This window comes from Dorea acetigenes, from assembly GCF_025567385.1.
In the GTDB taxonomy this organism is placed as follows: domain Bacteria; phylum Bacillota; class Clostridia; order Lachnospirales; family Lachnospiraceae; genus Claveliimonas; species Claveliimonas acetigenes.
In genome coordinates, this window is the sequence record NZ_JAOQJU010000026.1 from 19,199 (window position 1) to 31,975 (window position 12,777).

The following is a 12,777-nucleotide window of genomic DNA, read 5'->3' on the forward strand; positions in this document are numbered from 1 at the left end:
AAGAACCCCGCAGGTTCTTTTTTCTGCGGGGCTTCTCCTGTCATATCTTCTTCCATCCGGACTTTTACCGTCGGTAGTGGAATTTCACCACATCAGCCGTTTACCAGCGGTTCGCAGACTTTACTGCCGGTCAGGGATTACACCTTGCCCCGAAGATTACTTCTCTTTTACTTTAATCAATCAACATTTTCTTAAAATTCATAAGGCGGATTACCGGAAAAATCTGCGATTACACCATGCGGATTTTCCAGATAGAAAACCTCAAAAATCGGGTTATCCGCGGTCTGATACTGTCCCTTGACAATCGGGTTTGCGATGCACATTTCCTTTACCGCCATGTTGTTTTCAAATACCGCCTTGCCATGCAGGCGAATCCACGCGTAAGACGGACTGGAAACAGAAATCTCAATTTCAGGATTCTCCAGCATATCCTTGTAAACATCCTTTGTGTTGTTAGTGCAGAACCACAGCTTACCGTCCATTTCCCCTGCGAACATGAACGGCCGACATTTTGCCTTTCCGTCACGGCCTACCGTTGCCAGATACTGAACCGGGTTCTCATTTAAAAATTCAATTACTTTCTTCATGGGATCTACCTCCAAATTTATTTTATTTTGTTTTTAGGCTTTCGCCTTTGTTGATTATATTGTAGCAATCCTTCTTTTTTCTGTGAAGTACGCACAATATTGTGGTATAGTTACCTATAGGATACTATGAAAGGAGTTCATTATATGGAAACCACGAAAGAAATTGCCAGTAAACCGGCAAAAACATTACCAGATTGTCCGGTAGAGACAACTTTAACCTTAATCAGTGATAAGTGGAAAGTATTAATCCTGAGGGATTTATTGCCCGGAACCAAACGCTTCGGAGAATTAAAAAAATCCATCGGGCATGTGTCACAGAAAGTTCTGACTACGCAGCTTCGTCAGATGGAAGAAAGCGGTCTGGTTACCCGTACCGTTTTCCCGGAAGTTCCTCCCCATGTAGAATACACACTGACAGAGCTTGGCTACAGCCTCAAACCCATTTTAGATGCAATGTGGGAGTGGGGAGAAAATTACAAAGCAAATAATTCACAATAACCAACATCCGGTTAAATTGACGATAGAGTTTTCACCCCTTTTCCATCCAAAGGGGTAAACTCCATCTGAAAGCAAATCCATCAACCACTTCCATTTATTCGCTTTTTCAATCCGCATTACCAACTTAATGATTCACCATTCAAATACGATTAAAAATAAGGGAGCAAACTTCTTCTTTATTTGGCATAGAACAAATTGCACCTTTCCGGGTTGTAACAATAGATGCGGCAGCATTTGCAAACAACAGCATTTGCTTCAATTGATCCTTTTTCAAATTATCTAACCCATGCTCCAATATAAAACCAAGAACGCTGGCACAAAACGTATCCCCCGCCCCTGTAGTATCAACAGTATCTTTGCTAAGAAACGGCTGCCCAAAGATTTTTTCATTAGAATAATACGAAATGCTTCCGTTTTTACCTAATGTCACATTAATCAGTTTTGCCTTGGAATGTTCCCTTATTATCTTTACGCCCTGATCGTAATCATTTGTCCCAGTGAGCCATTTTATTTCATCGTCAGCAATCTTCAGAATGTCGCACTCTCGTATTCCATACCAGATGGCTGTCTTTGCCTGCTCCAAATCGGCCCACAATGGTTTTCTTAAATTAGGGTCAAAAGAAATCCACTTTCCTAATTCTTTTGCATATCTAACTGCAGCCTTTGTCGCTGAAGCGGCTGGTTCATCTGTCAACGAAAGGGATCCAAAATGAAAAATGCGGCAATTTTCGATCAGTTCTTTGCAAACATCTTTCTCCTCCAGCATGATGTCAGCCCCCGGTTTTCTATAAAATGAAAAGTCCCTGTCTCCATCTGCCATCGTATGTACAATCGCGAGTGTAGTATTCGCTCCTTTATCATAAATCAAGCCTTTATCAGAAATGCCGATTCTTTTAATCGTACCCCCAAGCATCTTCCCGAAATAGTCATCTCCTACTTTCCCTATAAAAGCAGTCTTATAGCCTAAACCAGCCAACATTGACAGCACATTACATGGCGCTCCTCCCGGATTTGCTTCAAATATCGGATTTCCATTGGAACTGCTGCCATTTTGAATGAAATCAACCAGCAGTTCGCCTAATGCAACAACATCATACATGATTGCTCCCTCCCTTTCTTACCTGTATTTCCTGCACAATCTTATTATATGTTTTCTTATTTAACCGATAAAAATACAAGACTACAGCCGTTACAATCCAAAGTATCCCCGGAACCGTTGTAAACGAATGCTTGATAACCGACAGTACTGCTGCATTCTGCTGCTGGTTTGCAGCATATCCGAACACACCTAAAATTCCTGCAAGCACGGAAGTTCCAATCGCCATTCCGATTTTATTTCCCAGTGAAATAAATGCATACTGAAATCCGTCATTTCTAAGCCCGGTCTTCCACTCTCCATACTCCACACAGTCCGGAACAATCGCATAGATTGCAGTATTAAAACCCGAAAAGAAAAATTGTGCCAGACAAGAAAACGCATAAAATGGAACAGGGGACTCTCCAACTGTAAAAAAGTACATACTGAACATACTGATTCCCGTCAACAGTGCAAAAATGGATGCAGACTGGCCTTTATTATTTGTAAGCCGAAATACAAACGGGAAACAGGCTGCACCAATAATGGATGGAAGAATGATAAACATGGAATAGGTGCTGAATAGCGCTTTATTCCCCTCCACATAGGTAAAATAGTATAATGCATCCGCATTTCTCCCATAAAGTGTCACACCAAACAGAAACTGCCCTGCAACAGCAATCATATAAGGACGATTCTTTATCACAGCTCCTAATTGAACCTTTAAGGGAATTTTTTCTTTCTCCGGTACGTCCACCACTTCCTTTGTTTTAGCGAAGCAGAAGATATGACATGCCGCAAAAATACATCCATATAAAACAGCGATCAGCAAATATCCCCTTTTATCATTTCCATTACCAAGTACCGCAATCAGTGGAACCGTCACGATATTGATAATACCAATCGCAATCATTGCGCTGACAGATCGAAATGTATTGATTTTAGCACGTTCCTCTATATTTTGCGTCATTGCTCCGCACAACGTGCCATAAGGAATATTCACACAAGTATAGCCTAAAACAAGAATGCAATAAGTAATTGCCATATAAATAATCTTGGCAGTAGATGGCCAATCCGGATGCGCCCAGAATGTCAGAATCAATACAATTGCTGTCAATGGTGCCGCAATCAGCAGCCACGGTCTGTATCTCCCCCATTTTGTATGCGTTTTATCACTTAACCCGCCAATAACCGGATCATTAATCGCATCCCAAAATCGTGAGAACAACATCAAGCCTGCTACGGCTCCCATACTAATCCCAAAAACATCTGTATAGAAAATCATCAGGAAATTTCCTACAAACATCCAACTGAAATTACATCCTACATCGCCCATACCGTATGCAATTTTACTAATCAACGGCACTTTTACGTTTGTATCTTTCTGATCCATTACAATCCCCTTTACCATTTATAAATACTGGCCGAACTCTGCTTTTGACTCTTCTCTTATTCCGCAATGCGGATAACCGCCTTCACAATATCAGCTTTATTATTCACGCTGTAATCCATCGCTTTCTGTGCCTCATCCAGCCCAAACACGTCCGTTACAATTCCCTTCAGATTTACCTTTCCTGCCGCAACCGCATCAATCGCCATCGGATAAATATGGCGGTACCGGAATACCGTTTTAAAAGTCAGTTCTTTATCCAGCACAAGACTCATGGGAAGTGTCATCTCACCGCTCTTGCTATATCCCACAAGAACGATATTGGATCCTTTCTTCGCCATATGGATTGCCTGTCTTGTTGTAATTTCTGTGCCTGCTGTTTCAATAACCAGATCCATACCGGCTCCACCTGTCAGTTCTTTCACCCGTTCCAGAACATCTTCCTTTGCTCCGTTAATCACTCCCGTTGCGCCCAGTTCCAGAGCTTTCTCAAGACGCTTTTCCATAATGTCTACCACATATACTTCTGATACCCCTCTTGCTTTCAATGCCATCATGGAAACAAGACCTATGCAGCCTGCCCCCATAACAACGGCACGCTGTCCAAGATGTGCCTCTCCCTGAATTGCAGCATGGAATCCTACCGCCAAAGGCTCGATCAAAGCGCCTTCTAATGTACTTACATTGTCCGGCAGTTTGAAACACAGATCTGCTTCATGGGCAACATATTCCTGAAATACACCGTCCACTGGGGGTGTCGCAAAAAACACCACATCCGGGCACAGATTGTAGCGCCCCGTTTTGCAAAATTCACAATGGCCGCAAGTCTTTCCTGGTTCCAGTGCAACTCTGTCTCCAACTTTCAGATGTTTTACATTCTTTCCGACTTCAACAACCGTACCTCCCGGCTCATGTCCCAGTACAAAGGGCGGCTTCACCACATAATCTCCGATAGCTCCTGTTTCATAATAATGCAGGTCGCTTCCGCAGATGCCTACATATTCCAGTTTTACCAGTACCTCGTCGTCTTTCGCTTTTGGAATATCCCGTTCCTCAAACCCCATCTTTCCAACTCCCAGCATTACAGCAACTTTCATTTTTCCTTCCATATGTTTTCTCTCCTTTTTTTCTTACTTTTATTTATACTTTATTAAACAGTTTTATTATGTTTTTTATTTTACATCTGCTCTTCAATTCTGTCAATACACTCCTAATAATCAAGCATTATTTCGTCGTTATATCTAAAAACACATCTTGTGTTTTAGTAAAACTGCATCAAAAAAAGGAGACTTCATTTCTGAAATCTCCTTCTGAAACACCGTATCTCCCTTATATTAGTCTTACGAAATCTTCAATTACTTCCACTGCCGCTCCAAGCGCCGCTGCCCCAACCTTATATCTGCTGCTAGTTACAAATTGCTGATCTTCTGTGAATGTGTTCCGTTCCGATACTTTATTCCATATATCCGACAAATAAGGTTCTGCATAGCTCCCCACATATCCTCCCAGAATAATATCACAGTCAAGAAGCATATGGATATTATTCAATGCCACAGCCAAATAGCCTGTATAGACATCCCACATTTCTACCGCTTTTTGATCTTTCTTTTCCAGCAATCCAAAAAACTTTTCTAATTTTCCCTCTGTCGTACCCGACAAAATCGCCGCGCTGCAATAGGCATCCAGACAACCTTTTTTTCCACAATAACAATTCTTTCCATCCGGGATTACGGTCATATGCCCAACTTCCCCACATCGAAAATGACTTCCTTGTACAAGTCCATTATGATCAAAAATCGCTCCTCCAACTGTATTGCTTAAAGACAAGTAGAAAAACCGTTCCCGTTCATCGGAATGGATTCCTTCCGCATAAGCTCCTGCATTTGCATCATTTAGGAAACAGCAAGGGTATCCGAAAAAGCCACTTATAGAATCAAAAGATATCATTTTTACACCAAGGATATGCGAATATGTGATCAATCGTCTGTCCAAATCAATAATTCCAGGAAAAGAAATTCCTATACCCAAAATCCTCTTGCGGTCAATGTTACTTTCTTCCAAAAAAGATTCCAGTTCATCATTCACCCTACGATAATAAGCATCCTCATGAGCATAGGGAAGAAAAATCCGCACATATTTTAAAATCTCACCGGTAAGGTTGGTAAGCACAAAACCAATATGGTTTTTTGTAATATCCAACCCAACCGCCTGCTTTACATTAACCGCAACCGACAGCGCCTTTGCGCGCCTTCCTCCTGTGGACTGCAATTCCCCAGTTTCTTCAATGAATCCTTTCTCAATCAGTTCCTTTGTAATCTGCGTTACAGTGGGAAGGCTCATCTTCATATCATATGAAATATCCGGATTCGAAACCGTTCCATGCTTGCAGATATATCGGAAAACGCGATTCCTGTTTTTTTTCTTTACCTCTATGTTTGTTGTCTGCTTTCCTTCCATGTTATACCGCCTATACTTTATTAAAGTGTTTTTTTTAGTATAACACCTCGCCTTCCAAAAAGCAACTTTACCGTTTCGTCTTTTCGGACTGCCTCCAACACATGGCATCGGTTTACAGATTTAAATCTTTCAACCATCTCTTTATAGTACCTTCTGACACCTCTCCGTTCAACAGTTTTCCTTTTAACAGTATTGCACCGGGACAGCTTGGTTTCAATTTATCATTTGTTCTTCCCATACCTCTGCCAGTTTCCAAGCAACTTTCGCAGTTACGCCGCTTGCTGAAAAATACGTCACTAAAATTTTCTTGCTCATAATATACCTCCATCATTTTTACACACAATTATATTACCTGAAAAGTCTTCCACTTTCCGGACTTCTGTCTCCAGAAGAAAATAATCGCCCGGATGATCCAGTCACTGACCATTGCAATCGCAATTCCTATGACGCCCATTTGCAGGATAACCCCTAAAAGCCAGGACAACAATAAACGCACCGCTATGGTGGATATGACCGAAACATACATGGTAAACTTTACATCACCTGCAGCTCGCAACCCATTACTGAGTGCCCCGGAAAAAGGATATGCAATGGCATTGAATAGATTGTGGATTAGAACCAGCCATATCACAAGCTGCTTTGTATCCGGCTCCAACGCATAGAATCTCATAAATAAGGGAGTCAGCAGAAAAATCAGAAGATTCCATACCGATGAAAGCACCAGCGTGATCTTCGTCAATTTCTGAAAGTAGACTTCCGCAGCCTGTATATCCCGGTTTCCCATACACTGTCCAATGACTGTGATAAACACCGGTCCCATAGCAACACCGGCCAGGGCAGCCAAAGACCAGATACTTTGCGCCACGCCATTTGCGGCAATCTGATAAGTACCAAAAAGCGCCACCATACTGCTGAGAGCCACCTTTACCAACTGGAAAACGCCGTTTTCCAGCCCATTGGGAATGGCAATCCTTAAAATATTTCGCATAAGTTCCCCATTCCACTGAAAAATCCACTTTTCGGCATAGAATACATCGTTTTTCCTGCGGAAGCAAAGCACTGTGATGACCCCAGCCGAAAATGTCCGGGCAATCAGGGAAGGCCAGGCGACACCGGCAACGCCTGCGTGCAGCACAAACACACCGATCAAGTTGCCAATGACATTAATGATATTGGACGCCACTGACAGGTACATAGTCACGCTGGTTTTTCCCATGCTGCGAAAAAGCGCGGCGCCGGCATTATAAACCGCCAAAGCCGGGTAGGAATAAGCGGAAATTCTAAGATAGGTAATACATGCCTGCATCACATCGCTTTCCACTTTTCCAAACATTAAACGAAGCATTCCCTCATTCCCAATCAGTACAAGTGCCGAAACCAATGCGGAAAAAATCACAGAGAACAGCAGGAGCTGGCTTGCGGATTCCCCTGCGGCATCCATTGCCTTTCTGCCAATGTACTGGCTGATCACCACCGCTCCGCCAGATGCCAGCGCCGTAAACAGGTAAATAAAAATCGTATTGAACTGGTTTACCAGAGAAACACCTGAAACCGCTGCTTCTCCGGCATAGCTGACCACCAATGTATCTGCCAGCCCCACAAGCATAATCAACAACTGCTCTAAAAAAAGTGGGACAATCATCTCCTTTAATGCTTTATTTGAAAACAACTCCATTTGCTCGTCCATGCTTCACCTTCCTTTATACAAGAATTTCCTGCCTTTCAAAAGCCTGCGGAACATTCCCACAATCATTCCCCAGTGCATCCCTAAATGAACGCTCATCAGCACAAATCCCCAATAGGAGGCTGCCATGTGCATACTTCTTGCCATCAGTGCCGTTACCGTAACCACACTTCTGTCCCTGGCAGACAGCTTATCCTCCCGCGACCAAACCTCACCGAACAGCACATCATCGTTCAATTCTGCAAATTTAGGGGCAAAAGCGCCTAATTCATCACGTCCCGCAGTAACCTTTGCCATCTGAAACGCCTCCTTTACTTCAACTTCCCGTATTCTTCCTTTGAAACCGGCTCCAGCCACTCATTTGAAGTATTCTCGCCAGGAATCTCTATTGCAATATGCGCAAACCAACTATCCTTTGCCGCCCCATGCCAGTGCTTGATACCCACAGGAATGGCAACCACATCTCCCGCATGAAGCTCCTGTGCCTCCTTGCCCCATTCCTGATACCAGCCGCGCCCGCCGGTGACAAGCAAAATCTGTCCGCCGCCTTTATCACCGTGATGGATGTGCCAATTGTTCCGGCAGGCAGGTTCAAAGGTCACATTTGCAACGCCCACGCCATTTAACTGTGTCAGCATCGCCAGATAAGACTGGCCGGAAAAATATTCTCCAAAAGGGTTCGGAACGCCTTTTTCAAAAATGGTTCCATGTTCTAATTCGTTCATAATAAAACCGCCTTTCCTTATTCATCGGCCGTACTTTCCGGCCATTTTGATATACCCGAAGGGTATTTCTTATTTAAATGACTTCTGATAAATTGCCACACATTCCTCATGAGATAACTCTTTCGGGTCAGCAGTAAACAGACCTCCCATGGTTTCACGGGCATTTTCTGCCAGCCGTTCAAACTCATCCTCCTGAATCCCAAAGTCGGACATTCTAAGGTCTGCCACACCGCAGTCTTTCTGAAGCTGCACCAGCATATCCACAAAATCCTGCGCACAGTCTGCATCCTGCTTTCCAAGCGCCTTCGCCATGGTAACGAACCGTTCATCACAGGCATGGCAGTCCACAAAATGCTGATAGTATGCAGTAGAAATCATAATCAGACCTGCCCCATGAGGCAGCCCCTGATGGTAGGCGCTCATGGCGTGTTCCATAGAGTGTTCACTGGTACAGCAGCTCACGGTCATCACCTGCCCGGACAGGTTATTGGCAAAGGCCACGCCCTCGCGGGCTTCCAGATCGTTTCCATCCTTTACAGCCCGGACAAGATACCTTCCGATATTTTCAATAGCAGTCAAGGCCAGCATATCCCCCATACGGTTATGCGCTTTGGAAATATAGCACTCTGTACTGTGAAACAGTGCATCAAACCCCTGATATGCCGTAAATTTCGGCGGAACCGAAACCATCAGCTCCGGGTCAACAATGGACAATACCGGGAACAGGCAGTCATAGCCGCCAAAGCCAATCTTTTCATTGGTTTCATCATTGGTAATCACGCCCCACTGATCCGCCTCGGAGCCAGTTCCGGCTGTCGTTGTAATACAGATTACCGGCAATGCTTTTTCTGTGAGGGTTTTCCCGCCGCCGGTGCCGCCATTCATATAGTCCCAAATATCGCCGTCATTGGTTGCCATGGCAGCCATGGCCTTCGATGCGTCCATCACACTGCCACCGCCCAAAGCAACGATAAAGTCGCATCTATTTTCCTTTGCGTAAGCCGCACCATCCATGACGGTAGAGCGAAGGGGATTTGCCTGTACATAGTCAAACACCACCGTCTCCACGCCTGCATAAGTCAGTTCCTTTAATACCCGGTAAAGTGTTCCGGTTTCTTTCATGGATTTACCATTTGAAATTACGACCATTGCCTTCTTTCCAGGTATTGTCTGTGTGTGCAATTCATTTAATTTTCCAGCGCCGAATAAGGTGCGGGTGGGTACATAAAACTGATAACTCATAAAAAAATCCTCCTTTGTATTCCCATACTTTTCTAACTGTTTTGTTACTTCCGCTAACGTCATTTCCGCCTCCTTATACCTATAGAAAGCAAATTTCAAAGCATTCTTATCGATGCTTGCGTAAAAAATGTAGGTGTAGAGGAAAGTGCGCTGCACTTTTTTTCTACACCTACATTATAAACACGGATACAGGTTATATCAAATACTTAGTTTATACGCATAGATTATGCCTAAAAAGCATTTTCTTCACTCTATGAATTTCGTCGCTGCCAGACTAAATGGCTGCTGCTTTTTCCAATCCGAAGGAGCCTTATTACAGCTTACCGTATTCTTCATCGCTGACCGGCTCCAGCCATTCGTTGGAAGCCCCCTCTGCCGGAACCTCTACAGCCAAATGCGCAAACCAACTATCCGGCGCTGCGCCATGCCAGTGCTTCACTTCCGCAGGAATATTTACCACATCGCCGGGATGCAGCTCGCGGGGTTCCTTTCCCCATTCCTGATAGTAACCTTTACCTGCGGTGACAAGCAGAATCTGCCCGCCGCCGGATTTTGCATGGTGGATATGCCAGTTATTGCGGCAGCCCGGCTCAAAGGTCACATTACCAATCATTACCTGCTCGGTGGAGAGCATATTCAGATAGCTCTGCCCGATAAAATATTTTGCAAACGCTTCGTTCTTATCTCCCATAGGGAATACACTTGTTATTTTTTCCATGATTTTTTATTCCTTTCCTTTCACAAGATAACGCAGCCATACGCTTCCGCCGTCCTTGACCTTCGCGCTCTGCAGCGCAAAGCTGACCGGCGTTTCCATGTATTTTCCCATGATTTTCCCGTCCAGGGAAGTCATCATATGACAAAAAATATAAGGTCTGTTCATTTTCTGAATCCTTTCATCTAACTTATTCTTTTTGCGCCTGCGGCTTTAACGGGCCGTAGAAATAGCTGGACGTTGCCCCGCCGTCAATCAGGAAGGTGGAACCGGTAATAAAGGCTCCCTTGTCGCTCATTAACAGCTCCGCCACATTTGCCACTTCATCTGCGGTTCCCGGACGTCCCGCCGGGCAGTTTGCAAACATATTTTTATAGAAGTCTCCGCGTGGACCGTTAAATTCGTCAATCGCCAGCGGCGTCACAATAATGCCGGGGGCAATAGCATTGATACGGGCGCCCCGCTTGCCCCACTTAACAGCTTCTGCCATTACCCGCTTCTCATTGCAGCGTTTCGCCATCTGATAAGCGTGCAGCGTATCCCGGATGTTTTCTGGCTGCAACAGGGGAAGATTCAGCAATTCTTCCGTTGGCGTAGTAGCCAGAAGTTCATCTTCCTCGGCTGTCAGCGCAGGCATACGCCACCCGGACTGGCTGGAAATCGTCACGCCAACGCCGCCTTTTTTAATCACTTTTCCGACTTCTTCAAGCAGTACCGCTGTACCGTACAGATCCACTTTCAAAATCGCTTCAATCGGCGCCTGACTGGGAGAAACGCCTGCCGCATTAACCAGCATGGATATTTCCCCATATTCTTGTGCTTTCGCAATCAAGTTCAGAATAGATTCACGGGAAGATAAATCCATTTCCACCGGGACTGTATCAAATCCCGCATCGTTCATGGTTTTGGAAATCACCTCTGCGTTTTCCAGTTTCTTATCACCAACCACAATTTTCATCCCGTAGCCCATTCTTCTGGCAATCGCCATACCAATCTGTCCGGCTCCGGTTAAGATCATGACATCTTTCATTATACTGTACCTCCTATTTTTACTTATTTTTTATTGCATTGTTCACACACTGCAAAGCGTTCAGACTTCTGGGATAACCGATATACGGCAAGCATTGAGAAATAATTTTAATCAAGTAGGATTTGTCATTTCCAATCTTCATATTAGCCGCCGCATGGCTGGTAAGCTGCGGCTCGCATCCGCCCTGTGCTGCCAGAAAGCAAAAGGTAATCATTTCTCTCTGCCTGTAATCAAGCCCTTTCCGAGTATAGTAATCTCCAAAACAGTTATCCGCCAGCCAGCAGTTGATATGTCTGCTTTCTTCCGGGCCGGATTTCCAGAAATCCCGCATATTCTCCCCGAAAATATCTACCTGCGCCTGCGTTCCTGCCTCTCTGCGGTTCTCCGTTGTCGTAGTGGCCTGCGGGGGAAGCGGCAGTGCAATCCCCAGTTTCTGAAACACTTCATTGGTAATCTTCAAAAAAGGAAATGCTCTGCCGATTCCAAGATAAGCCACCGCCTGATAGACAATTTCCTTGACTTCTTCCGGCTTAACACCAAAATTCAGCGCCGCTGGAAGCATAACCCGAAATTCATCGCTTCCCTGGCATCCAATGAGCGCTGCCAGGATTGCCATAAAGCGTGTCTTATCATCCAGATCATCCTGACGCACTACTTCATCAAACGCAAAATTGTCAAATCTCTCCACAAATTCCGGGTCAGTCTCCTGCAAAGAGGATTGCCGCTCCGGGAACATTTTGTTATGATACTTCTTTGCAAATTCTGTAATTGCCATTTCTTTCCCTCCTTATTTCTTCTAACCACTCTTTGATTTCCGGCTGCGCATAGTTCACGCTTCCGCCCTTTAGTGCAAGTCCTTTTCCAATCTGCGCCCCCGGACACAGCCTCTTAATATCTGCCTCGCTGTTTCCCATACCGCTGCCCTCATGGGTACAGAATGGGAAAATCGTCTTTCCTGTAAAATCAAAATGCTCCAAGAAGGTAAACATCGCCATCGGCATTGTCCCCCAATAGTTGGGATAACCCAGATATATGGTATCGTACTGTGTCAGATTTTCCGGATAGGTTTTCAGTTCCGGTCTTGCATCTCTCCGCTGATCGGCCTGTGCCTGTGCAATACATTCATTATAATTTTTAGAATATTCCTGCATCGGCTCCAGCTTAAACAATTCCGCACCAGTCAGTTTTTGAAGGAACCCCGCTGCAACCTCTGTATTGCCTATGTCCAGTTTTTTGATCGTACCGCTCACATAATTTTCATCCTTGCGCGAGAAGTACACAATAATCTCTGCCATCTCACCAGCTCCTTTCTTTTCTTCTGTCTCTATTATAAGCTCTTTTTTCTTGACTGAGAATCTCCGGTATGTTACCATA

General features: G+C 44.5%; 17 protein-coding genes and 1 riboswitch. Of the genes, 1 reads left to right on the forward strand and 16 read right to left on the reverse strand.

Going from position 1 to position 12,777, the window contains the following annotated elements; translation table 11 throughout:
• Positions 1-40: 40 nt before the first annotated feature.
• Positions 41-161: riboswitch (FMN riboswitch) on the reverse strand.
• 30 nt (positions 162-191) lie between these two features.
• Positions 192-587, reverse strand: coding sequence for a pyridoxamine 5'-phosphate oxidase family protein (locus OCV99_RS14725; protein WP_158371575.1), 396 nt, complete (start codon positions 585-587; stop codon positions 192-194).
• A gap of 144 nt (positions 588-731) precedes the next feature.
• Between OCV99_RS14725 and OCV99_RS14730 the strand changes: the two genes are divergently transcribed.
• A complete protein-coding gene (locus OCV99_RS14730) occupies positions 732-1,085 on the forward strand; it encodes a winged helix-turn-helix transcriptional regulator (protein WP_158371577.1) in 354 nt (117 codons plus the stop codon).
• Between the two features lie 139 nt (positions 1,086-1,224).
• On the opposite strand, the gene OCV99_RS14735 is transcribed toward OCV99_RS14730, so the two are convergent.
• From OCV99_RS14735 to OCV99_RS14795, 15 genes are all read right to left on the reverse strand, one after another.
• Entirely contained in the window at positions 1,225-2,184 is a 960-nt protein-coding gene (locus OCV99_RS14735) for a carbohydrate kinase family protein (RefSeq protein WP_158371579.1), read from the reverse strand.
• Positions 2,177-3,553 (reverse strand): MFS transporter, encoded by a 1,377-nt coding sequence (locus OCV99_RS14740; RefSeq protein WP_158371629.1) that lies wholly within the window; start codon positions 3,551-3,553, stop codon positions 2,177-2,179. The genes OCV99_RS14735 and OCV99_RS14740 overlap by 8 nt, the downstream gene beginning before the upstream one ends.
• A gap of 56 nt (positions 3,554-3,609) precedes the next feature.
• The gene (locus OCV99_RS14745) at positions 3,610-4,659 is read right to left on the reverse strand and encodes an NAD(P)-dependent alcohol dehydrogenase (protein WP_158371581.1); all 1,050 of its coding nucleotides are present in this window, start codon (positions 4,657-4,659) and stop codon (positions 3,610-3,612) included.
• A 220-nt stretch (positions 4,660-4,879) separates the two neighbouring features.
• Entirely contained in the window at positions 4,880-6,007 is a 1,128-nt protein-coding gene (locus OCV99_RS14750; protein ID WP_158371583.1) for an ROK family transcriptional regulator, read from the reverse strand.
• 112 nt (positions 6,008-6,119) lie between these two features.
• A complete protein-coding gene (locus tag OCV99_RS18410) occupies positions 6,120-6,245 on the reverse strand; it encodes a flavodoxin (RefSeq protein ID WP_416810597.1) in 126 nt (41 codons plus the stop codon).
• The gene (locus OCV99_RS18415) at positions 6,221-6,322 is read right to left on the reverse strand and encodes a flavodoxin (protein WP_158371585.1); all 102 of its coding nucleotides are present in this window, start codon (positions 6,320-6,322) and stop codon (positions 6,221-6,223) included. Before OCV99_RS18415 ends, OCV99_RS18410 begins: the two co-directional genes overlap by 25 nt.
• 28 nt (positions 6,323-6,350) lie before the next feature.
• Positions 6,351-7,694, reverse strand: coding sequence for an MATE family efflux transporter (locus tag OCV99_RS14755; RefSeq protein WP_158371587.1), 1,344 nt, complete (start codon positions 7,692-7,694; stop codon positions 6,351-6,353).
• 3 nt (positions 7,695-7,697) lie between these two features.
• Positions 7,698-7,988: a DUF4405 domain-containing protein gene (locus OCV99_RS14760; protein ID WP_158371589.1), complete on the reverse strand. Its 291-nt coding sequence runs from the start codon at positions 7,986-7,988 to the stop codon at positions 7,698-7,700.
• 14 nt (positions 7,989-8,002) lie between these two features.
• Positions 8,003-8,416, reverse strand: a complete 414-nt coding sequence (locus OCV99_RS14765) for a cupin domain-containing protein (RefSeq protein ID WP_158371591.1) — start codon at positions 8,414-8,416, stop codon at positions 8,003-8,005.
• A 69-nt stretch (positions 8,417-8,485) separates the two neighbouring features.
• Entirely contained in the window at positions 8,486-9,721 is a 1,236-nt protein-coding gene (locus OCV99_RS14770) for an iron-containing alcohol dehydrogenase (RefSeq protein ID WP_331490759.1), read from the reverse strand.
• A 250-nt stretch (positions 9,722-9,971) separates the two neighbouring features.
• Positions 9,972-10,376 carry a cupin domain-containing protein gene (locus tag OCV99_RS14775; RefSeq protein ID WP_158371593.1) on the reverse strand — a complete coding sequence of 135 codons (405 nt, stop codon included), beginning with the start codon at positions 10,374-10,376 and terminating at the stop codon, positions 9,972-9,974.
• 6 nt (positions 10,377-10,382) lie between these two features.
• Positions 10,383-10,541, reverse strand: a complete 159-nt coding sequence (locus OCV99_RS14780; protein WP_227191748.1) for a hypothetical protein — start codon at positions 10,539-10,541, stop codon at positions 10,383-10,385.
• Between the two features lie 22 nt (positions 10,542-10,563).
• On the reverse strand, positions 10,564-11,403 hold the full coding sequence (locus OCV99_RS14785) for an SDR family oxidoreductase (RefSeq protein ID WP_158371595.1): 840 nt from the start codon (positions 11,401-11,403) through the stop codon (positions 10,564-10,566).
• Positions 11,404-11,422: 19 nt separating this feature from the next.
• On the reverse strand, positions 11,423-12,178 hold the full coding sequence (locus OCV99_RS14790; protein ID WP_158371597.1) for a carboxymuconolactone decarboxylase family protein: 756 nt from the start codon (positions 12,176-12,178) through the stop codon (positions 11,423-11,425).
• Entirely contained in the window at positions 12,144-12,698 is a 555-nt protein-coding gene (locus tag OCV99_RS14795; protein ID WP_158371633.1) for a flavodoxin, read from the reverse strand. The genes OCV99_RS14790 and OCV99_RS14795 overlap by 35 nt, the downstream gene beginning before the upstream one ends.
• Positions 12,699-12,777 lie beyond the last annotated feature (79 nt).